The following is a 20,602-nucleotide window of genomic DNA, read 5'->3' as shown; positions in this document are numbered from 1 at the left end:
AATCCCCGACGTGCACGACGACCGAGGTCAGGAACGCCTGTGAATCACGATGCTGGACATGGCATCTTCGCCGTCGTCGGCCTCGCCGGAACCGGTAAGTCCAGTGTGGTGCAACTCCTGCACGAGCTGCTCGGCGTCCCGGTGGTCTACTTCGGCGGTGTGGTGGTGGCCGAGGTCAGCAGGCGCGGGCTGAAGGTGACCGAGGAGACCGAGCGCGTGGTGCGCGAGGAACTCCGCGCCGAGCACGGCATGTCCGCCATCGCCCACCTCGCCAGCCGCGACGTCGACGAGCACTTCCGCGCGCACGACGAGGTCATCATCGACGGCCTGTACAGCTACGCCGAGTACGAGCTGCTGCACGAGCGCTACCCGGACCAGCTGAGCCTGATCGCCGTGCACGCGCCCCGCGCGGTGCGGGAGGAGCGCCTCGCCCACCGCCCGGTGCGCCCGCTCACCCCGGCTGAAATCCACTCGCGCGACCTGCGCGAGATCCGGACCCTGGACAAGGCGACCGCCATCGCGCTGGCCGACCACCACCTGGTCAACGACGGTTCGATGGCCGATCTCCGCCGCCACGTCGAGCGCACCATCGCCGAGATCCGCGAGCGCCGCGGCGTCCGCGCGGTCGGCTGAGCGCACCCCGCCCCTTCGGTCCACAGTGGACTTGTTGACCTGATAACCCCCGTCACCCGGTAGATGGGTTACCGTGGACAGGTGAACGTGGAAGTGACTCCCCTGCCCGGAATCGGCGTGCGCAAGGACTTCGCACTCCGCAGCGGGCGACGGGTGGGTGTGGTGAACCACCGGGACGGGCAGATCGAGCTCATCGTGTCCAAGTCCGACGATCCCGACGCCTGTCTCGCCGCGCTGCCGCTGACCATCGACGAGGCCGCCGCGCTGTCCAACCTGCTCGGGGCGCCGCAGCTGGTCGCGCAGCTCAAGGAAGAGCACGCCGACCTGCCCGGCATCAACACCAAGCAGCTGCCGGTCGCCACCGGCTCGCCGTTCGACGGCCGCACCCTCGGCGACACCGCGCTGCGCTCGCGCACCGGGGTGTCGGTGGTCGCGGTGATGCGCGCGGGCCAGGTGCACCCCTCCCCCACCCCGGACTTCACCCTGACCGGCGGCGACCTGATGGTCACCGTCGGCACCTCCGAAGGGCTGCAGGCGGCCTACAAGATCCTCAAGAACGGCTGAGGGTCGATCACCTGACGTTGTACCTGAATTACAGAGGCTGGAGAACGTGGACCACACCGCACTGGCCCTGATCGAGCTCGGCGGCGTGTTCTTCGTCCTCGGCGCGCTCGGCAGGCTGGCCGGCAAGATCGGCATGTCGCCCATTCCGCTGTACCTGATCGGCGGCCTCTGCTTCGGCCAGGGCGGGCTCATCCCGCTCGGCGACATCGGCGACTTCACCCACCTCGCCAGCGAGATCGGCGTGGTCCTGCTCCTGCTGCTGCTGGGACTCGAGTACTCCGCCGCCGAACTGTTCACCGGGCTCAAGCGCTCGTGGATGGCCGGTCTGCTGGACATCGTGCTCAACGCCGCGCCCGGCGCCGCGGTGGCGCTGCTGCTGGGCTGGGGCCCGGTCGGCGCGCTGGTGATGGCCGGGGTCACCTACATCTCCTCCTCCGGCATCATCGCGAAGGTGCTCGGCGACCTCGGGCGCCTCGGTAACCGCGAAACCCCGGTGGTGCTGTCCATCCTGGTCTTCGAGGACCTGGTGATGGCGCTGTACCTGCCGATCCTGACCGCGGTGCTGGGCGGGGTCAGCCTGCTCGGCGGCGCCAAGGCGGTCGGCATCTCGCTGCTGGTGATCACCGTGGTGCTGCTGATCGCGCTGAAGTTCGGCCGGTACGTCTCGGCCGTGGTGGACAGCCCCGACCGCGAGGTCTTCCTGCTCAAGGTGCTCGGCGCGGCGCTGCTGGTGGCCGGCATCGCCTCGGCCATGCAGGTCTCCGCCGCGGTCGGCGCGTTCCTGCTGGGCATCGCCATCTCGGGGTCCACCGCGGAGAACGCCACGCACATGCTGGAGCCGCTGCGGGACCTGTTCGCCGCGGTGTTCTTCGTGGTGTTCGGGCTGAACACGAACCCGGCCTCGATCCCGCCGGTGCTGGGCTGGGCGGTGGCGCTGGCGGTGGTGACCACGCTGACCAAGGTGGCCACCGGCTGGTGGGCGGCCAGACGCCAGGGCGTCGGCCGGATGGGCCGCGCCCGTGCCGGTGCGGCACTGGTGGCGCGCGGGGAGTTCTCCATCGTGATCGCCGGCCTCGCCGTCTCAGCGGGCGCGGTCACCGGGGAACTGGCCGCGCTCGCGACCGCCTACGTGCTGCTGATGGCGATCCTGGGCCCGACCGCCGCCCGCGTGGTCGAACCGATCGCCAAGGCCCTCACCAGGAAGACCCGGACCCAAGCCGCCGTCTCCGCGAGCTGACGGAGCCGCTCCACCGCAGTGAATGTGGCTTTCACAGCACATTCCGCTGTGAAAGCCACCTTCACTGCGCCTGGCCCTGCCTCCGCTACATGCCCACCGAGCTGTGCAGCGAGCCGACTTCCTTGCGGGTCAGCGCGCGCAGGTGCCCGGAGCGCAGGTTCCCGAGGTGGATCTCGCCGACCGAGGTGCGCACCAGCTTCCGCACCGGGTGGCCGACCTCGGCCAGCATCCGGCGCACGATGTGCTTGCGCCCCTCGTGCAGCACGATCTCCACCAGCGTCCGCCCGGCCTGCATGTCCTTGACCCGGAACTCGTCGGCGCGCGCCGGGCCGTCCTCGAGTTCGATCCCGGCCCGCAGCTGCTTGCCCAGCCCGCGCGGCACCGTGCCCTCGACCTCGGCCAGGTAGGTCTTCAGCACCTCGAACGACGGGTGCATCAGCCGGTGCGCGAGGTCGCCGTCGTTGGTCAGCAGCAGCAGGCCCTCGGTGTCCGCGTCGAGCCTGCCCACGTGGAACAGCCGCTCGGCCCGGTCGCGCACCAGGTCGCCGACGCAGGGCCGCCCCTGGTCGTCGGTCATCGTGGTGTGCATGCCGCGCGGCTTGTTCAGCGCCAGGTACACCAGCGTCTCGTCGAGCACCACGCGGGTGCCGTCGACGCGGATCACCACGCGGTCCGGGTCGACCCGGCGCCCGAACTCGCGGACGATCTCGCCGTCCACGCTGACCCGCCCCTGGGCGATCAGGTCCTCGGCGGCCCGCCGCGAGGCGACGCCGGCCTTCGCCAGCACCTTCTGCAGGCGAACACCTTCGTCGTTAGCCGATGTCATCGATCGAATCCACTTCAGGCAGCAACGGAGCGATGGGCGGGAGATCGGTCAACGACGAGAGCCCCAGCCGCTCCAGGAACAGCTCCGTCGTCACGTACAGGTTGCCACCCGTCTCCGCGTCGGTGCCGGTCTCCTCGACCAGGCCGCGCGCGAGCAGCGTCCGGATCACCCCGTCCACGTTCACCCCGCGAACGGCGGCGACCCTGGCCCGGGTGACCGGCTGACGATAGGCGATGACGGCGAGCGTCTCCAAAGCGGCACGGGTCAGCTTGGCGCGCTGCCCGTCCAGCAGCAGTTTCTCCACGAACGGCGCGTAGGTGTCGCGGGTGAAGTACCGCCAGCCCTCGCCGACGCGGCGCAGGTCGATGCCGCTGGCCCGCTCGGTCAGCGCGGTCGACATCGACTGCAACTTCGAGGTGACCCGCTCGACCGGCTGCTCCAGCGCCCCGGCCAGCGACTCCTCGTTCACCGGTGAGTCGACCACCAGCAGCAGCGATTCGAGCGCCGCCTCCAGCACCGCGTCGTCGGTGAGGTCGGGCGAACCCGACCCGCCGCGGACCGCGACCAGTTCCTCCTCCGGGTCCGGCGCGTCCACGTCCAGCATCTCTTCGGGGTTCACCCGTACTCCTCGTCCTCACTCCGCGCGCGGTCCTGCTCGGCCGCCGCGCTCGCCTGCTCCACCGACCCGCCGGTCCAGCGCACGTGCAGCTCGTCCAGCGCCTCGAGCTGCTCGAACTGCACGCTCGACTCGCGGTAGAGCTCCAGCAGCGCCAGGAACCGCGCCACCACCTCGATGGTGTGCTCGCAGTCGGCGACCAGCGTGGTGAAGGTGGCCGTGCCCGCCTCGGCCAGCCGCAACCGCAGCAGCGCGGCGTGCTCGCGCACCGACACCTTGCCCATGTGCAGGTGGTCCAGCGACACCGTGGGCGGCGGCTTCGGCCGGAACACCGCGAGCGCGATCTCGGCGAACTTCGCCGGGTCCACGCCCAGCATCACCTCCGGCAGCAGCCCGAGGTAGCGCTCCTCCAGTGCCACCGAGCGCGGGTACCGGCGCAGCGCCCCGGCCTCCAGCTCGGCGAACAACGCGGCGACCTGCTTGTAGGCCCGGTACTGCAGGACGCGGGCGAAGAGCAGGTCGCGGGCCTCCAGCAGGGCCAGGTCGTCCTCGTCCTCGACCTCGGCGGCGGGCAGCAGCCGCGCCGCCTTCAGGTCGAGCAGGGTCGCCGCGATCACCAGGAACTCGGTGGTCTCGTCGAGGTCCCATTCCGCGCCCAGCGCCCTGGTGTAGGCGATGAAGTCGTCGGTGACCTGGTGCAGCGCCACCTCGGTGACGTCCAGCTGGTGCTGGGAGATCAGCTGCAGCAGCAGGTCGAACGGGCCCTCGAAGTTCGCCAGCCGGACCTTGAACCGCCCGGCCGCGCCCTCGTCCACCGATTCCGGCTGGGGTTCGGGGGCCCCGGCCGGCTCGGTTTCGGTCATCAGCCGCCGGCCCCGCTCTCGGCGGCGTCGTCCGAGCCCGCGGCGCGGAGCCGGTGCACCAGCACCGAGTCCTCGCCGAACTCGTCGAAGTCGGCCAGCAGCACGGCGACCGCCTCGCGGACCAGCCTGCCGCGGTCGACCACCAGGCCGTGCCCGCCGCGCAGGGTGAGGCGGGCGTGCTCCATGGCGAGCAGCTCGTCGCCGGAGACGTACACGGTGATCTTCGCGTCGTGCTTCTGCCGCGGGGTGCTGGACCGGGCGGCCTTGGCCCCGCGCACCAGCCGCCGCGGCGGCTCGGGCGCGGGCTCCGGCTCGGCCTCGCGGGGCTCGTTCGGAACGGTCAGTTCGAGTGCGTTGCTGCTGCTGGTCAGGCGGAACAGTTCGGACGCGCCGGGCAGGGGAGCTCTCCTGCTCACCGGGCGATCACCTCGCGGGCCAGTGCGCGATAGGCCATCGCACCGGCCGACTTGGGTGCCCACTTGGTGATCGGTTCCCCGGCCACGGTGGTCTCCGGGAACCGCACGGTGCGGTTGATGACCGTGTCGAACACGGTCTCGCCGAATGCCTCCACCACGCGCGCCATGACCTCCTTCGAATGCAGGGTTCTCGGGTCGAACATGGTCGCGAGAATCCCGGTGATGTCCAGCTTGGGGTTGAGGCGTTCACGCACCTTCTCGATGGTGTCGATCAGGAGCGCCACGCCCCGCAGACTGAAGAACTCGCACTCCAGCGGGATCACCACGCCGTCCGCGGCGGTCAGCGCGTTCACCGTGAGCAGGCCGAGCGAGGGCTGGCAGTCGACCAGAACATAGTCGTAGGTGTCCATGACCGGTCTCAGCACCCTCAGCAGCGTGTGCTCGCGGCCGACCTCGGCGACCAGCTGCACCTCCGCCGCGGACAGGTCGATGTTGCTCGGCAGCAGGTCGACGTTCTCCACCCCGGTCGAGCGGACCACGTCCAGGATGTTCACCGACCTTTCCATGATCACGTTGTAGACGGTGTACTCGAGTTCGTGCGGCTGGATGCCGAGGCCGACCGAGAGCGCGCCCTGCGGGTCGAAGTCGACCAGCAGCACGCGGCGGCCGTATTCGGCCAGCGCGGCACCGAGGTTGATGGTCGAGGTGGTCTTGCCGACCCCGCCCTTCTGGTTGCACATGGCCAGGATGGTGGCCGGGCCGTGCTTGTCGAGCAGGGGCGGCTCGGCGATCTCGCGGTAGGGCCTCCCGGTGGGGCCGAGCCGGTCGCGTGCCTTCTTGCCGTTGAGCGGTGGAACGAGAGCCTCCGAGTCCAGTTCGTCGTCGGAGAGCGTGTCTCCTTCGATCGCGATGGTCATCTTGCTGAGGCTCGCGGCGGCAGAACCTGCGGACTCCGACGCTCGCTCCGGCGGCTCCGATGTCGACATACCTCGAAAGCTCCTTGCTCAGCGGTCTGCCGGGAGCCTATGCGTGTAGCACGGGGGTGCAAAAGCGGCTCGCCGGGCGTGTCCGCACTAGTTGACCGCCGTCAGCCGACCGGGTGCCAGGGCCATTCGGCGTAGCCGGGCATTTTCATCCCAGTGCGCGGGGGTGCGCGGTGGCATAGATCTCCCGCAGCGTGTTGACCGTGACCAGCGTGTACACCTGCGTGGTGGTCACCGAGGCGTGCCCGAGGAGTTCTTGGACGACGCGCACATCCGCCCCACCTTCGAGTAGATGCGTGGCGAAGGAGTGACGCAGCGTGTGCGGCGAGACCACGGCCTGGATGCCGGCGCGTTCGGCGCTGGTCTTGAGCACCTGCCACGCGCTCTGCCGGGTCAGCCGCCCGCCGCGCGCGTTGAGGAACACCGCCGCGCTCCCCCGCCCCCGCGCGGCGAGTGACGGCCGGGCGCGCACGAGGTAGGCGTTGAGCGCCTCGACCGCCGGGCGGCCGATGGGCACCAGGCGCTGCTTGCCGCCCTTGCCGTCGAGGCGGACGGTGCGCTCGTCCTGGTCGATGTCGTCGAGGTCGAGGCCGACCGCCTCGGAGATCCGGGCGCCGGTGGAGTAGAGCAGTTCGAGCAGCGCGCGATCGCGCAGCGGCCGGTCGCCGTCGGCGGGGGGCGTGTCGAGCAGCTTGAGCACCTGGTCCACCGGGAGCGCCTTGGGCAGGCGCTTGGCCGCGGCCGGCGGGCGCACCTCGCGCGCGGGGTCCTGCTCGGTGATGCCGTCGGCGTGGGCGAAGCGGTGCAGCCCGCGCACGGCGACCAGCGCCCGGGCCGAGGAGGAGGCCGCCAGCGGCTGGTGCTCGCCGTCCCCCTCGCGCAACGCGACCCCGAACGCGGCGATGTGCTCGGGGCTGACCAGGGTGAAGTCGGTGACCCCGGCCGCTTCCAGGTGCGCGGCGTAGCGGCGCAGGTCGCGGGCGTAGCTGTCCAGGGTGTTCTTGGCGGTGCCCCGCTCCACCGTGAGGTGGTTGAGGTACGCCTTGATCACACCGGCTACCGGCCTGGGCACCGCGCCACTCTAGAGCAACGAACGCGACTCGACACCGTGGATTCGGCCCACATACCACTGCGGCTTCCATTACCGTCGGTGAGGTGAGCACATCGCCAGATCCGGATGCCGTGCGCATCGGCACCTTCGAGCGGGAGCAGTGCGTCAACGCGCTCGGCGACCACTTCGCCGCGGGCCGCCTCGAGACCGACGAGTACGAACAGCGGGTGACCGCCGCGCTCGGCGCACAGACGAAGGCGGAGCTGGTCCCGTTGTTCGCCGACCTGCCCGAGCCGCACCCGCCGGTGCTGCGCCCGCCGGGGCCGCCGCCGGTACCGGCCTACGGGCAGTACCCGCAGCCGGTCTACGGCTACACCCCGGCGGCACGCGGCCTGTCGGACAAGTCGAAGCTGACCACCGGGCTGCTGCAGATCCTGCTGCCCTTCGGCATCGGCCGGTTCTACTCCGGGCACGTCGGGATCGGCCTGGCCCAGTTGCTCGTGGTGCTGGTCACGTGCGGCGCCGGCGTGCTCTGGCCGATCATCGACGGCATCGTCATCCTGGCCAACGGCGGCTACGACGCCCAGGGCCGCCGCCTGCTCGACTGACCCCCGGGCGAGGTGGCCACCGTCACCCGGGGGCGAGATCGGCGGCTACCGGGCGGCGAAGCGGTGCGGCCGATCCCGCCACGGCGCGTCCGCCGGACGGGTCTGGGCCGCCCCCGAGAGCACCGCGTGCGCCGCCAGCACCCCGGCCACGGTCGCCCCGTTGACCAGTTCGCCGTGCAACGCCATCCGCACCGCCTCGGCCAGCGGCACCTTGCGGATCACCAGATCCGCCTCCTCCTCGCCGAGCACCTCACGGTCCACTTCGGACAGATCGCGGGCCAGGAACACCCGGACCACCTCGTCGGTGAACCCCGGCGACGCGGCCACGTCGACCAGCGTCTCCCACCGCTCGGCCTTCAGCCCGGCCTCCTCGACCAGCTCACGCGCCGCCGCCACCACCGGCTCCTCGCCGGGGTGGTCGGTCAGCCCGGCCGGCAGCTCCCAGATCCGGCGCCCCAGCGGGTGCCGGTACTGGTGGATCATGGTCAGCGCGCCCTCGGCGTCGAGCGCGGCCACGGCCACCGCGCCGAGGTGCTCGACCACCTCCCGCCGGGCGGTGCCCCCGCCCGGCATGGCCACCTCGTCCACCCGCAGCCCGACCACGCGTCCGATGTGGACGTCCTCAGTGGACACCACGGTGAACTCGTGGCTACCCGGTGCGGTCACGAGGAAGCGCCGACGGTCGACTCCGGCAGGGCCACCGGCAGGCGGTCCGCGGTGCGGTAGGCGACCACCGCGCGGATGAACGAGTCGAACAGCGGGTGCGGCCGGGTCGGCCGGCTCTTCAGCTCCGGGTGCGCCTGCGTGCCGACGAAGAACGGGTGCACGTCGGCGGGCAGCTCGACGAACTCCACCAGCCGGTCGTCCGGCGAGGTGCCGGAGAAGACCAGGCCCGCGTCCGAGAGCTGCTTGCGGTAGCTGTTGTTCACCTCGTAGCGGTGCCGGTGCCGCTCGGAGACCTCGGTCTGCCCGTACGCCTTGGCCACCTGCGAACCCGGCTTCAGCTTCGCCGGGTACGCGCCGAGGCGCATCGTGCCGCCCATGTCGCGCTCACCGGCCACCACGTCGCGCTGGTCGGCCATGGTGGAGATCACCGGGTGCTCGGTCTCCTCGAACTCGGCGGAGTTCGCGCCGGCGATCCCGGCCAGGTTGCGCGCCGCGTCGATCACCATGCACTGCAGGCCCAGGCACAGCCCGAGCACCGGCAGGCCGCGGGTGCGCGCGTGGGTGATCGCGCCGACCTTGCCCTCGATCCCGCGCACGCCGAACCCGCCCGGCACCAGCACACCGTCCACATCGGACAGCAGCGCGGCCGCGCCGGACGGCGTGGTGAGCTCGTCGGAGGCGACCCAGACGATCTCCACCTTGGCGCGGTTGGCGAACCCGCCCGCCCGCAACGCCTCGGTCACCGACAGGTACGCGTCGGGCAGGTCGATGTACTTGCCCACCACGGCGACGCGCACCGTCTCGGCCGGGTTGTGCACGCGGTCGAGCAGATCGCCCCACACCGTCCAGTCCACGTCGCGGAAGGGCAGGCCCAGCCGCCGCACCACGTACGCGTCGAGCGCCTCGCGGTGCAGCACCTTCGGGATGTCGTAGATCGACGGCGCGTCCGGGCAGGCGACCACGGCCTCGGTGTCCACATCGCACATCAGGCCGATCTTGCGCTTGAGGTCGTCCGGCAGGTCCCGGTCGGCCCGGCAGACCAGCGCGTCGGGCTGGATGCCGATGTTGCGCAGCGCGGCCACCGAGTGCTGCGTCGGCTTGGTCTTCAGCTCGCCCGACGGCGCCAGGTACGGCACCAGCGAGACGTGCAGGAAGAAGCAGTTGTCGCGGCCGACGTCGTGGCGCACCTGGCGGCAGGCCTCCAGGAACGGCAGCGACTCGATGTCGCCGACCGTGCCGCCCACCTCGGTGATCACCACGTCGGGACGGCGGTCCTCGGCGTCCGGCTCGGCCATCGCCAGGATGCGCGACTTGATCTCGTCGGTGATGTGCGGGATCACCTGGACCGTGTCGCCGAGGTACTCGCCGCGCCGCTCCTTGGCGATCACCTGCGAGTACACCTGGCCGGTGGTGACGTTCGCCGAGCCGTTGAGGTCGCGGTCGAGGAAGCGCTCGTAGTGACCGATGTCCAGGTCGGTCTCCGCGCCGTCCTCGGTGACGAAGACCTCGCCGTGCTGGAAGGGGTTCATCGTGCCGGGGTCGACGTTGAGGTACGGGTCCAGCTTCTGCATGGTCACCCGCAGACCCCGCGAGGTCAGCAACTGGCCGAGGCTCGAGGCGGTGAGTCCCTTGCCCAGTGAGGAGGCGACGCCCCCGGTCACGAATACGTGCTTGGTCGTACGTGCTTGAAGCACCAAGGAGACTCCCGTGTTCAACTAGTCCTCACCGTCTGCCGGTCAGAACGCACACTCGGCCACCGGCGCTTCGCGTCCCGGCGCAGGAGTGTCGTCCACGGGCTTTTACGCTAACACGAGCGGCGGCGAGCGCCACCGCTGCCACACCCGCGCACGGAAGCCGAGGGGTAGGACACATGGCCGAAGCCGAGACCTGGACCGCACCGGAGAGTTCGCGATCACTGGACGCGACCGTCCGGGTACCGGGCTCGAAATCGCTCACCAACCGGGCCTACGTGCTCGCCGCGCTCGCCACCGGGCCCACGCTCGTGCGCGAGCCGCTCGTCTCCCGCGACACCCGGTTGATGCTCGGCGCGGTGTCCGCGCTCGGCGGTGGTTTCGCGGAAACCGAGGAGGGCACGCGGATCCACCCGATCGAAGCCGGTTCCGGCGACGCCACGGTCACGCTCGGTAACGCGGGCACGGTGGCGCGGTTCACCCCGGCACTGGCCGCGCTGGGCGGCCGGACGGTGCGGTTCGACGGCGACGAGGCCATCCGCCGCCGCCCGCTCGCGCCGCTGCTGGGCGCGCTGTCCGCGCTCGGCGCCCGGATCGACGACGACGGCCGCGGCGCGCCGCCGTTCACCGTGACCGGGCACGGCGGGCTGGCCGGTGGCGAGGTGGAGCTGGATTCGTCGGCGTCGAGCCAGTTCCTGTCCGCGCTGCTGCTGGCGGGCCCGGCGTTCGGCGAGGGGGTGCGCGTGCGCCTGACCGGCACGCCGCCGAGCGAACCGCACATCGAGATGACGCTGGACATCCTGCGCCGCTTCGGTGCCGCCCCGGAGCGCTCGGGCACCGAGTTCTTCGTGCCGCCCGCGGCGCTGTCGTGCCCGGACTTCACCATCGAGCCGGACCTGTCCACCGCCGCCCCGTTCGTGGTGGCGCCGCTGCTGACCGGCGGGTCGGTGCGGGTCGAGGGCTGGCCGTCGTACACCACGCAGCCGGGCGACTGGCTGCGCAGCCTGGTCGCCGAACTCGGCGCGAAGGTGGAACTGGACGAGGCGGGCCTGACCGTGACGGGCACCGGCGACTTCGGCGGCGGGCAGTTCGACCTGCACGAGGTCGGCGAGCTGACCCCGGTGATCGCCACGCTGCTGTGCTTCGCGGACGGGCCGTCGGTGATCAGCGGGGTGGCGCACCTGCGCGGCCACGAGACCGACCGGCTGGCCGCGCTGGCCACCGAGCTGTCGGGCCTGGGCGCCGGCGTCACCGAGACCGAGGACGGCCTGCGGATCACCCCGGCCCCCATGCACGCGGGCGTCTTCCACACCTACGACGACCACCGCCTGGTCATGGCGGGCGCCGTCGCGGGCCTGCGCGTCCCGGGCGTTCAGGTGGAGAACCCGGCCACCGTCGGCAAGACCTTCCCCGGCTTCGTCGACGCCTGGACCACCCTGCTCCACCCCTGATCGAATGCTATGAGTGGGGCATTACTTGCAATCAACGCAAGTAATGCCCCACTCATAGCGTTGGGCCGGGGTCAGCTGCCTTCGCGGTTCACGCCGGGTGCCGGGCTCTGGGCGTTGCCCGCGATGCCGTAGCGGCCCGCGTTCCCGTCCAGCTGCTCCCGCAGGGCCAGCACGGTGACCACCCGCCCGGCCGCGGTGTCCACGTTGTCCACAGTGGACAGGATCGAGGTGGCGGAGGTGTCCGCCCGCACCACGCCCAGCGCGCCGGTGCCCTCGGCCGAGGCCAGGTCCCCGGCCAGCACGGTGCCCGCGCCCGACCGGTCCAGCTGCGTGGCGAAGCGCGCGACGGTGGCCGCCCGGTCCCCCGCGCCGTCACCGGTGGCCTTGCCGCCGACCAGCACCACGGCCTCCTGCGCCGGCTTGACGTCACCCGCGGTCTTGACGAACCCGCCGTCGGACAGCCCGCCCAGCGCCGCCGCCAGTTCGTCCGGAGTGGACTGCGGCTGCGCGGAATCCTTGTTCAGCAACAGGGTCGAGCCCAGCAGCGCCCCGGCGAGCGTGCCGGGATCACCCGCGGTCGGGAAGCTCACCCCGGCCGGCTGCAGCCGGGTGACCACCTGGCGCAGCTGGTCGGCCTTGGCCGGGTCGGCGAACGACTGGGTCAGCTGCACCTCACCGGTCACCGTCGCGCCCGACTGCCCGATCAGTTCCTTGAGCGCGTCCCGGTCGGCCGGTTTCGCGTCCTCGGTGGTGACCAGCACGACCGAGCGCTGGTCCAGCTGCCCGGCCACGATCTTCGGCCCGACCGAACCGGCGAAGGCGTCGGAATCGCCGAGCCGCGCGGTCAGCGCGTTGCGCTCGGCCTCCAGGTCGGACACCTGGCGGCCCAGTTCGGCCTTGTCGTCGGACAGCCCGGACAGCAGCGGCCCGTTCAGCGCGGTGGAGCCCAGCACCACGCCGACGGCCAGCGCCAGGAAGGCCGCCGCGATCGAAACGATGTGATAGCGCAGAGAAATCACGTGAAGAGCCCCTTGACCCAGTTCGTGAAGGACCGCCAGGTGTCGGCGATCCAGTCGAGGTAGACCTCACCGGCGTCGGAGACCAGCAGCGCGGCGGCGACCACGGCGAGCGCGGCCAGCACCAGGAACAGGATCATCCCGCCGGAGACCCGGCCGCGGTGCAGCGTGGCCACGGCCTTGCCGTCGACCAGCTTCGTGCCCAGCTTCAGCCGGGTCAGGAAGGTGGACGGGTTCGAGCCGGACCGCCCGTGGTCGAGGAACTCGCGCAGGGTTGCCTGGAAACCGACGGTGACCACCAGGCTGGCCTCGTGCGCGTCGGCCAGCAGCAGGGCCAGGTCCTCCGCGTTGCCCGAGGCCGGGAAGGTGACCGCGCCGATGCCGAGGTCCTGGATGCGGGCCACCCCGGGCGCGTGCCCGTCCGGTTGGGCCGGGACCACCACCTCGGCCCCGCACTTGAGCGTTTCCGCCTCGATGCCCAGCGGGTCGCCGACGATCACGTCGGGCGTGTGGCCCTGCGCGATCAGCGTGTCCGCGCCGCCGTCCACCCCGACCAGCACCGGCCGGTGCTCCCCGATGTACTTCTTCAGCTTCTTCAGGTCCTCGGCGTGCCCGTTGCCCGCGGCCACCACCAGCACGTGCCGGTCGCGCAGCGACAACCGCAGCTCCGGCACGCCGACCCCGTCCAGGATCAGCGTGCGCTCGCGGCGCAGGAACTCGATCGTGTTCGCCGAGAAGGCTTCCAGCTGGGTGGACATCCCGGCCTTGGCCTCGATCATCTGGTCGGCCACGCTCTCCCGCGTCTGCCGCGTGCCCGAGGCGACCTTGCGCTCACCGAGGTAGACGCTGTCCTCGTGCAGGCGCAGTTTGCTGCCGTCCTTGACGTTGCGCAGCACCGAGCCACCGGCGGAATCGATCAGCGGGATCCCGGCGGCGAGCAGGATTTCCGGGCCCAGGTTCGGAAACCGGCCGGAAATCGACGGCGAGGCGTTGACCACCCCGGCCACTTCCGCGCGCACCAGCGCGTCCGCGGTCGCCCGGTCCAGGTCGAGCTGGTCGAGCACGGCGATGTCACCGGGGGAGATCCGGCGGAGCAACTCCCTGGTGCGCCGGTCGACCCGCGCCACCCCGGTCACGCCGGGACGGGTTTCGTCGTTCCGCGAGAGCAAGCCGGTGAGCTTCATGGGACCGATGGTGACAAATGGGCACGTGAGAAGGTGGCCGCCACGCCGGTACGCATTTCGAGAATCCAACGATCGGTGTGCGGTTCACCCTCGGTATCCCCCGCGCCGGGGAGGGATCACTATTTCGTGCGCTTTTTCTTCGATCCTTTCCGGCCGTCGCGCGGGAGCCTGCTGAACGAGTACTTGTCCGCGTCGGCCGCGGCGAGCAGTTCCTCGGCGTGCGCCCGGCCGGTCTCGGTGTCGTCCATCCCGGCCAGCATGCGGGCCAGTTCCAGCACCCGCTCGGACTGCTGCAGCACCTTCACCCCGCTGCGGGTGATGCCGTCGGACATGCCCTTGTCCACCACCAGGTGGCGGTCGGCGAACGCGGCCACCTGCGGCAGGTGGGTCACCACCAGCACCTGGTGGCTGGTCGCCAGCCGGGCCAGCCGCCTGCCGATCTCCACCGCCGCGCGGCCGCCGACCCCGGCGTCCACCTCGTCGAACACCAGCGTCTGCACGGTGTCCGCGTGCGCCAGCACCACCTCGATGGCCAGCATCACCCGGGACAGCTCACCGCCGGAGGCCGCCTTGTGCACCGGCAGCGGCGGCGCGCCCTTGTGCGCGCGGAGCAGCAGTTCGACCTCGTCCACCCCGTCCGGCCCGGCGTGCACCTTCCGCCCGTCGACGGTGAGCGCGTGCGGGTCGGACTCGTCGACCTCGCGCACGCCGACGGTCACCTCGATCTGCGCCTGGCCCATCGCCAGCCCGGCCAGCTCCGCGGTGATCTCCCCGGCCAGCTCGCCCGCGGCCACCTTGCGCGCGGCCGAGAGCCGCGCCGCGTGCTCGCCGAGCTGCTTGGCCAGTTCGTCGCGGCGCGCGGCCAGCTCGGCCAGCGCCTCCTCCGAAGTGTCCATCGTGGACAGCCGCTCGCGGGCGTCCTCGGCCCAGGCGAGCACCCCGTCGATGTCGGCGGCGTACTTGCGGATCAGCTTCTTCAGGTCAGCCTGCCGGGCCAGCGACTGCTCCAGCCGCGCCGGGTCGGCCTCCAGCGATTCGAGGTAGCTGCCCAGTTCGGTGCCCACGTCGGCGAGCAGCACGGCGGCCTCGGCCAGCCGCGGCTCCATGTCGCGGAGGACCTGGTCCTCGGCACCGGCCAGCCGCCGCTGCGCCTCGCCGACCAGGCCGAGCGCGCCGGGCGCCTCCAGGTCGCCGTCCTGCGCGCCGGACACGGCGTGGTGCGCCTCGGTGGCCGTCGCCCGCAGTTCGTCGATCGCGGACAGCCGCTTGATCTGCTCGGTGAGCTCGGTGTCCTCGCCCGGGGTCGGCTCCACCGAGCTGATCTCGGTCAGCCCGAGGCGCAGCATGTCGGCCTGCTGGGCCAGCTCGCGCGAACGCGTGGTGCGGTCGTTCAGCTCGGCGACCACCGCCTGCCACTCCTCGCGGACGGCCCGGTACTGCTCCAGCGGCGCGGCCACGGCGTCGCCGGCGAACCGGTCGATCACCGCGCGCTGCTCGGCCGGGCGCAGCAGGCGCAGCTGGTCGTTCTGGCCGTGCACGGCCAGCAGCTGCTCGGACAGGTCGCCCAGCACGCCGACGGGCACCGAGCGCCCGCCGAGGTGGGCGCGCGAGCGGCCGTCGCTGGCCACCGAGCGCAGCGCGATCACCCCGCCGCCGTCCTCGACCTCGGCACCGGCGTCGCCGACGATGTCCAGCGCGACCTTGCCGGTCACGCCCTCGAACCGGCCCTCGACCAGCGCTTTCCCCGCACCGACGCGGACCTTCGACACCTCCGCCCGTCCTCCGGAGAGCAGGTGCAGCCCGGTGACCACCATGGTCTTGCCCGCCCCGGTCTCGCCGGTGACCACGGTGAATCCCGGGTGCAACTCGAGCAGGGCGTCCTCGATGACCCCGAGGCCCTGGATGCGCATCTCGGCCAGCACGCCACCAACCGTAGTGCCCCGTCCGGGCGACGCGCGCCCGGCACTCGCAACAACGGCGAAGTTCCTGGTGAAAAGCGCGCGAACGGGCCGTCAGCGTGGTTGGTGGCGGTCGCGCTCGCGCCAGCTCTTGACCGGCAGCGCGAACTTGTGCACCAGCCGGTCGGTGAACGGGCCGTCCCACAGGCGTGCCAGCCGCACCGGCACCCGGCCGGCCACCACGCGCACCCTGGCCCCGCGCGGCAGTTCGATGTGCCGCAGCCCGTCGCAGGTCAGCACCGCCGTCGAGCCCTCGGGATCGATGCCGACGGTGATCACCGAGTTCCGCGAGACCACCAGCGGGCGGGAGAACATCGCGTGCGCGTTGCTGGGCACCACCAGCAGCGCCTCCACGTCGGGCCACATGATCGGGCCGCCGGCGGAGAAGGCGTAGGCGGTGGACCCGGTCGGGGTCGCGCACAGCACGCCGTCACAGCCGAACGAGGACACCGGGCGGCCGTCGACCTCGATCAGCGCGTCCAGGATCCGCACCCGCGAACTGCGCTCCACGCTGGCCTCGTTGAGCGCCCAGGTGCGGGCCACGATCTCGCCTTCGACGGCGACCGTGACGTCCACGGTCATCCGTTCCTCGACGCGGTAGTGGCCCTCGACCACGCGCCGCACGGTCTCCTCCAGCGCGTCGGAGTCGGCCTCGGTGAGGAAGCCGACGCGGCCGAGGTTCACCCCGAGCACCGGCACCCCGGCCGGGCGCGCCAGTTCCGCCGCGCGCAGCAGGGTCCCGTCACCGCCGAGCACGAACACCAGCTCGGTACCGGCCGCCGGATCGTCGTCCGGGGCCACCACCGTGCACTCCGGGGCGTGCCCGTTGGCCTGGACCAGCTGCCGGACCTCCTCGTCGGCCACCCGCAGCCGGATGCCGGCGGCCGCCAGCTGCGCGGCGACCTCGCGGGCCGCGCCCGCGGTGGCGTCGCGGTCGGGGTGGACGACGAGCAGAACCTCACGCCGAAGCGTCACGAAGGACCCTCCTGGACCGCGGTGCGGACCAGCTGGTCCACGTCCACGGTCGACTCAGCGGCGGCACGCCGCAACCAGATGAAGAACTCGACGTTGCCGGACGGGCCGGGCAACGGGCTCGCGACCACCCCGCGGGTGGTCAGGCCGGTCTCGGCCGCCGCGGCCGCCACCGCCAGCACCGCCTCGGCCCGCAGTTCCGGATCGCGCACGACCCCACCGCTGCCCAGCCGGTCCTTGCCGACCTCGAACTGCGGTTTGACCATCGGCAGCAGATCCGCGCCGGGGCGCGCGCACGCGGCGAGCGCGGGCAGCACCAGCTTGAGCGAGATGAACGACAGGTCCGCCACCACGAGGTCGACCTGGCCGCCGATCAGCTCGGGCGTCAGGTTCCGCACATTCGTCCTGTCCAGCACGACCACGCGTTCGTCGGTGCGCAGGCGCCAGTCGAGCAGGCCGCGGCCGACGTCGGCGGCGACCACCTGGGCGGCACCCCCGCGCAGCAGCACGTCGGTGAACCCGCCGGTGGACGCGCCCGCGTCCAGGCAGCGCCTGCCCTCGACGATGAGGCCGCCGGATTCGAACGCCTCGATGGCGCCCAGGAGTTTGTGCGCGCCCCGCGAAGCCCAGCCGGGGTCGTCCTCGTCGCGCACCACGATCGCGGCGGCGGCCTCCACACCGGTGGCGGGTTTTGTGGCGACCATGCCGCCGACGCTCACCTTGCCCTGCGCGATCAGCGAACTCGCCTGCTCACGGGAGCGGGCGAGGCCGCGGCGCACCAGCTCCGCGTCGAGCCGTGCCCTGCGGGCCATCGGACTCAGACCTTGTCGATGCTGGAGAGCGCGACGGTCAGCTCGGTGTGCACCGCGTCGAAGCGCTCCACGTGCTCGGCGAGCGGGATCCGGTCCAGCTCGGTCAGCCCCGACACCGCCTCGTCGATCCCGCCGCGCGGGTCGATCGGCTGCGGCTGCGACTGCTGTCCCGGCGGCCGCGGGACGGGGTGGTTCTGCTCCTGCACCCCACCACGCTAACCGATGAGGCCGAGTTCGCTGAGCGCGCCCTTCGCGGTGTCGTCGAGCGGCTTGACCTCGGTCGCGCCGGTGTCCCACGCGGTCGCGCACAGCGCGCGCAGCAGGTCGACCGGATCGCTGCCGCCGTCGGCCCGCACCTGCAGGACGCCGTGCTCGGCGGTGATCGCCCAGCCCGCCTTCGGCGCGATGCGCGTCTCCTCGGCGGAGTCGCGCAGGCCGGTGATGTCGGCGGCGAGGAACCGCGCGCGCTCGGCCGGGATGGCGGCGATCAGGCTGGCCGGGGTGTCCACGCCGGTGAGCACCACCAGCGCGTCGAGCCCGGCCGCCACCGCACCGGCGATGTCGGTGTCGAGCCGGTCCCCGACGACGAGCGCCCGGCCCTGGGCGGCGGTCCGCATGAGCGGGGCCTCCGGCTTGCCCGCGACGATCGGCTCGCGGTCGGTGGCGCTGCGCAGGGCGGCGACCATCGAGCCGTTGCCGGGCAGCAGGCCGCGTTCGGCGGGGAGGGTCTTGTCGACGTTGCTGGCCACCCAGAGCGCGCCACCGCGGATCGCGAGGCACGCTTCGGCGAGGTTGGCCCAGCCGGTGTCCGGCGAGTGGCCCTGGACCACGGCCTCGACCTGGTCGGAGTGCTCGCGCACCGGTCGAAGTCCGACGGCTTCGACCTCGTCGCACAGCGCCTGCGCGCCGACGACGAGCACGTGGGCCCGGGGTGCGAGGCGCTCGGCGAGCACCTTCGCGGCGGCCTGGGAGCTGGTGTGCACCTCGTCGGGCTGGGCGTCGATGCCCATGCCGTTGAGGTGGTCGGCGACCGCGGCGGGGGCCTTGGAGGCGTTGTTCGTGACGAACCGCACCGCCGTGCCGGCGGCCCGCGCCTCACCGATCACCTCCGGTGCGCCGGGGATGACCCGCGCGCCGTGGTAGACCGTGCCGTCGAGGTCGAACAGCAGTGAGTCGTAGGCCGCCAGCAGCGCGTCACTCACCTTCGGCCTGCCCCAGCTCGGCGGCGCGCTCGGCGGCGTCGGTCAGATCGTCGTCGTCGGCCTCGGCGGCGTGGAGGAACCAGCTGACCGCCTCGTCCCGGCGGCCGGCGGCGAGCAGGTTGTCGGCGTAGGCGTAGAACAGGCGCGCGCTCCACGGCTCGCGCTTGCGCGCGTCGAGGTCCTCGCCCTGCAGGGAGACGACGGCCGCGTCGAGCTGCCCGAGGTCGCGGCGCGCCCCGGCGGTGACGATCTTCAGCTCGATCTGCACGTCCTTGGACAGGCGGCCGGTATCGACCTCCTTGGCCAGGTCGAGCGCGCGCTCGGCACGGCCGAGGGCCCGCTCGCAGTCCGCGATGATCGCGATGTGCGCGTCGCTGCGCGTCATCCGGCGGACCGCGCGCAGTTCGGTGAGCGCCTCGGCCCACTTGCCGGAGTGGTAGGCGACGAGGCCGAGCGCTTCGCGCACGATGGGGACGCGGGAGGCTTTCGCCTTGGCGTACTTGGCGTGCTCGAAGGCCGCGTCGGGGTCGGTGTCGATCAGCCCGCCGGCCGCGACGAGGTGCTTGCCCACGGTCTCGGCGAGCGCCTTGGGCAGGGTGCGCAGCTCGCGGCGCGCTTCCTCGTCGAGGTCGGAGAACTCGATGTCCTCGGGGAGTTCGGGCGCCTCGAGGAGTTCCCTGGCCAGAGCGGCGTCGTCCATCTCCTCGTCACGACGGCCACGCGGCTTGAACCCTTCGCGGGGCTTGTAGCCGCCGCGATCGTCCCGCTTGAAGCCACGGTCCCGCTCGAATCCCCCCTCGCGCGGCTTGCCGCCCCCCTCGCGGGCCTTGAACCCACCCTCACGGGGCTTAGCACCCCGGTCTTCGCGCGGCTTGCCCCCTTCACGCGACTGGTAACCCCCACCCTCACGGGACTTGGAGTCACCACCTTCGCGAGGCTTGTAGCCACCCCGGTCCTCCCGAGGCTTGTAACCGCCACGGTCCTCACGCGGCTTGAAGCCACCGCGATCATCGCGAGGCTTGTAACCGCCGCGGTCCTCACGGGGCTTGAAGCCGCCACGGTCACCGCGGTCCGAGCCACCCTCGCGAGGCTTAAAACCACCCCGGTCGTCACGCGGCTTGTACCCGCCTCGATCGTCACGGGACTTGAAGCCGCCGCCACCTTCACGCGGCTTGTAGCCACCCCGGTCCTCCCGAGGCTTGAACCCACCACGATCGTCACGAGGCTTGTAACCGCCCCGGTCGTCGCGGGGTTTGTAGCCGCCGCGGTCGTCGCGGGGTTTGTAGCCGCCGCTACCCTCGCGGGGCTTGTAGCCGCCGCGATCGTCGCGAGGCTTGAAGCCACCGCGGTCATCGCGGGGTTTGTAGCTGCCACCGCCTTCGCGGGGCTTGAAGTTGCTGCCGCCTTCGCGCGGTTTGTAGCCACCCCGGTCTTCACGCGGCTTGAACCCACCGCGATCATCGCGCGGCTTGAAGCCGCCGCCCTCACGGGACTTGTAACCGCCGCGGTCATCGCGCGGCTTGTAGCCACCCCGGTCGTCGCGGGGTTTGAAGCTGCCCCGGTCGTCGCGGGGTTTGTAGTTGCCGCCTTCGCGGGGCTTGTAGCCGCCGCGGTCGGGGCTGCCTTGGCGCTGGGGGCGACCACCACCACTGGTTCGGCTGCCGCCTTGTTGCTTGCCTCGGGGACTCGAGTCGCGCCGCCGCGGGCGACCGGCCTCGCGGTCGTCCTCAGAATCGCGCCGACCGAACTCGGACACCTGTCCTCCTAGCAGAGACCTCGAAAGTGGGAAAGGCCCACACGGGGGCCAGCACACAACTGTATCTGGCCGGGTCCGCCGCCCCTCCGGCGCGGTG

The 20,602-nt window shown here is 71.9% G+C and carries 22 protein-coding genes; 6 read left to right on the top strand and 16 right to left on the bottom strand.

Annotated features, from left to right (window positions below; translation table 11 throughout):
• Positions 1 to 39 precede the first annotated feature (39 nt).
• From JYK18_RS27830 to JYK18_RS27820, 3 genes are all read left to right on the top strand, one after another.
• Positions 40 to 633 (top strand): AAA family ATPase, encoded by a 594-nt coding sequence (locus JYK18_RS27830; RefSeq protein WP_206806413.1) that lies wholly within the window; start codon positions 40 to 42, stop codon positions 631 to 633.
• 81 nt (positions 634 to 714) lie between these two features.
• Entirely contained in the window at positions 715 to 1,197 is a 483-nt protein-coding gene (locus JYK18_RS27825; RefSeq protein WP_194239804.1) for a cation:proton antiporter regulatory subunit, read from the top strand.
• 46 nt (positions 1,198 to 1,243) lie between these two features.
• Positions 1,244 to 2,434 carry a cation:proton antiporter gene (locus JYK18_RS27820; protein ID WP_206806412.1) on the top strand — a complete coding sequence of 397 codons (1,191 nt, stop codon included), beginning with the start codon at positions 1,244 to 1,246 and terminating at the stop codon, positions 2,432 to 2,434.
• An 85-nt stretch (positions 2,435 to 2,519) separates the two neighbouring features.
• Here the strand turns inward: JYK18_RS27820 and JYK18_RS27815 are convergent, their stop codons facing one another.
• The 6 genes from JYK18_RS27815 to xerD all read right to left on the bottom strand — a co-directional run bounded on the left by JYK18_RS27815 (position 2,520) and on the right by xerD (position 7,189).
• On the bottom strand, positions 2,520 to 3,260 hold the full coding sequence (locus JYK18_RS27815; RefSeq protein WP_206806411.1) for a pseudouridine synthase: 741 nt from the start codon (positions 3,258 to 3,260) through the stop codon (positions 2,520 to 2,522).
• A complete protein-coding gene (gene scpB / locus JYK18_RS27810) occupies positions 3,247 to 3,864 on the bottom strand; it encodes an SMC-Scp complex subunit ScpB (RefSeq protein ID WP_206808161.1) in 618 nt (205 codons plus the stop codon). Before scpB ends, JYK18_RS27815 begins: the two co-directional genes overlap by 14 nt.
• Before the next feature lie 11 nt (positions 3,865 to 3,875).
• A complete protein-coding gene (locus JYK18_RS27805) occupies positions 3,876 to 4,739 on the bottom strand; it encodes a ScpA family protein (protein ID WP_206806410.1) in 864 nt (287 codons plus the stop codon).
• Positions 4,739 to 5,155 carry a cobyrinic acid a,c-diamide synthase gene (locus tag JYK18_RS27800; protein WP_206806409.1) on the bottom strand — a complete coding sequence of 139 codons (417 nt, stop codon included), beginning with the start codon at positions 5,153 to 5,155 and terminating at the stop codon, positions 4,739 to 4,741. Before JYK18_RS27800 ends, JYK18_RS27805 begins: the two co-directional genes overlap by 1 nt.
• The gene (locus JYK18_RS27795; protein WP_206806408.1) at positions 5,152 to 6,141 is read right to left on the bottom strand and encodes a ParA family protein; all 990 of its coding nucleotides are present in this window, start codon (positions 6,139 to 6,141) and stop codon (positions 5,152 to 5,154) included. The genes JYK18_RS27800 and JYK18_RS27795 overlap by 4 nt, the downstream gene beginning before the upstream one ends.
• Positions 6,142 to 6,286: 145 nt before the next feature.
• The gene (gene xerD, locus JYK18_RS27790; protein ID WP_206808160.1) at positions 6,287 to 7,189 is read right to left on the bottom strand and encodes a site-specific tyrosine recombinase XerD; all 903 of its coding nucleotides are present in this window, start codon (positions 7,187 to 7,189) and stop codon (positions 6,287 to 6,289) included.
• A gap of 104 nt (positions 7,190 to 7,293) precedes the next feature.
• Between xerD and JYK18_RS27785 the strand changes: the two genes are divergently transcribed.
• Complete coding sequence (locus JYK18_RS27785; protein ID WP_206806407.1) at positions 7,294 to 7,797, top strand: DUF1707 domain-containing protein; 504 nt, start codon at positions 7,294 to 7,296, stop codon at positions 7,795 to 7,797.
• Positions 7,798 to 7,842: 45 nt separating this feature from the next.
• Here JYK18_RS27785 and JYK18_RS27780 read toward each other — a convergent pair whose 3' ends face one another.
• The gene (locus JYK18_RS27780) at positions 7,843 to 8,463 is read right to left on the bottom strand and encodes an NUDIX hydrolase (RefSeq protein ID WP_206806406.1); all 621 of its coding nucleotides are present in this window, start codon (positions 8,461 to 8,463) and stop codon (positions 7,843 to 7,845) included.
• Positions 8,460 to 10,160, bottom strand: coding sequence for a CTP synthase (locus tag JYK18_RS27775; protein WP_206806405.1), 1,701 nt, complete (start codon positions 10,158 to 10,160; stop codon positions 8,460 to 8,462). The genes JYK18_RS27780 and JYK18_RS27775 overlap by 4 nt, the downstream gene beginning before the upstream one ends.
• Before the next feature lie 173 nt (positions 10,161 to 10,333).
• Here JYK18_RS27775 and aroA point away from each other — a divergent pair, with 173 nt between their 5' ends.
• Positions 10,334 to 11,605 carry a 3-phosphoshikimate 1-carboxyvinyltransferase gene (aroA, locus tag JYK18_RS27770; protein WP_206806404.1) on the top strand — a complete coding sequence of 424 codons (1,272 nt, stop codon included), beginning with the start codon at positions 10,334 to 10,336 and terminating at the stop codon, positions 11,603 to 11,605.
• A 71-nt stretch (positions 11,606 to 11,676) separates the two neighbouring features.
• Here aroA and JYK18_RS27765 read toward each other — a convergent pair whose 3' ends face one another.
• The 8 genes from JYK18_RS27765 to JYK18_RS46955 all read right to left on the bottom strand — a co-directional run bounded on the left by JYK18_RS27765 (position 11,677) and on the right by JYK18_RS46955 (position 19,320).
• Positions 11,677 to 12,624, bottom strand: coding sequence for a copper transporter (locus JYK18_RS27765; protein WP_206806403.1), 948 nt, complete (start codon positions 12,622 to 12,624; stop codon positions 11,677 to 11,679).
• Positions 12,621 to 13,805: a putative cytokinetic ring protein SteA gene (steA, locus tag JYK18_RS27760; protein WP_206806402.1), complete on the bottom strand. Its 1,185-nt coding sequence runs from the start codon at positions 13,803 to 13,805 to the stop codon at positions 12,621 to 12,623. The genes JYK18_RS27765 and steA overlap by 4 nt, the downstream gene beginning before the upstream one ends.
• 119 nt (positions 13,806 to 13,924) lie before the next feature.
• Complete coding sequence (gene recN, locus JYK18_RS27755; RefSeq protein ID WP_206806401.1) at positions 13,925 to 15,727, bottom strand: DNA repair protein RecN; 1,803 nt, start codon at positions 15,725 to 15,727, stop codon at positions 13,925 to 13,927.
• Between the two features lie 90 nt (positions 15,728 to 15,817).
• Positions 15,818 to 16,738: an NAD kinase gene (locus JYK18_RS27750; protein WP_206806400.1), complete on the bottom strand. Its 921-nt coding sequence runs from the start codon at positions 16,736 to 16,738 to the stop codon at positions 15,818 to 15,820.
• Positions 16,735 to 17,547, bottom strand: coding sequence for a TlyA family RNA methyltransferase (locus JYK18_RS27745; protein ID WP_206806399.1), 813 nt, complete (start codon positions 17,545 to 17,547; stop codon positions 16,735 to 16,737). Before JYK18_RS27745 ends, JYK18_RS27750 begins: the two co-directional genes overlap by 4 nt.
• 5 nt (positions 17,548 to 17,552) lie before the next feature.
• On the bottom strand, positions 17,553 to 17,753 hold the full coding sequence (locus JYK18_RS27740) for a hypothetical protein (RefSeq protein ID WP_206808341.1): 201 nt from the start codon (positions 17,751 to 17,753) through the stop codon (positions 17,553 to 17,555).
• A gap of 9 nt (positions 17,754 to 17,762) precedes the next feature.
• Positions 17,763 to 18,749, bottom strand: a complete 987-nt coding sequence (locus tag JYK18_RS27735; RefSeq protein WP_206806398.1) for an HAD-IIA family hydrolase — start codon at positions 18,747 to 18,749, stop codon at positions 17,763 to 17,765.
• On the bottom strand, positions 18,742 to 19,320 hold the full coding sequence (locus JYK18_RS46955; protein ID WP_307796091.1) for a hypothetical protein: 579 nt from the start codon (positions 19,318 to 19,320) through the stop codon (positions 18,742 to 18,744). The genes JYK18_RS27735 and JYK18_RS46955 overlap by 8 nt, the downstream gene beginning before the upstream one ends.
• On the opposite strand from JYK18_RS46955, the gene JYK18_RS48070 reads away from it, so the two are divergent.
• Positions 19,255 to 20,517: a hypothetical protein gene (locus tag JYK18_RS48070; RefSeq protein ID WP_307796090.1), complete on the top strand. Its 1,263-nt coding sequence runs from the start codon at positions 19,255 to 19,257 to the stop codon at positions 20,515 to 20,517. The two genes, JYK18_RS46955 and JYK18_RS48070, sit on opposite strands and share 66 nt — an antisense overlap.
• The last annotated feature ends 85 nt before the right edge of the window (positions 20,518 to 20,602 follow it).

This window comes from Amycolatopsis sp. 195334CR (assembly GCF_017309385.1).
In the GTDB taxonomy this organism is placed as follows: Bacteria; Actinomycetota; Actinomycetes; order Mycobacteriales; family Pseudonocardiaceae; genus Amycolatopsis.
Note: the sequence above shows the minus strand (reverse complement) of the source record. Positions and strands in the feature narration are given on the sequence as shown.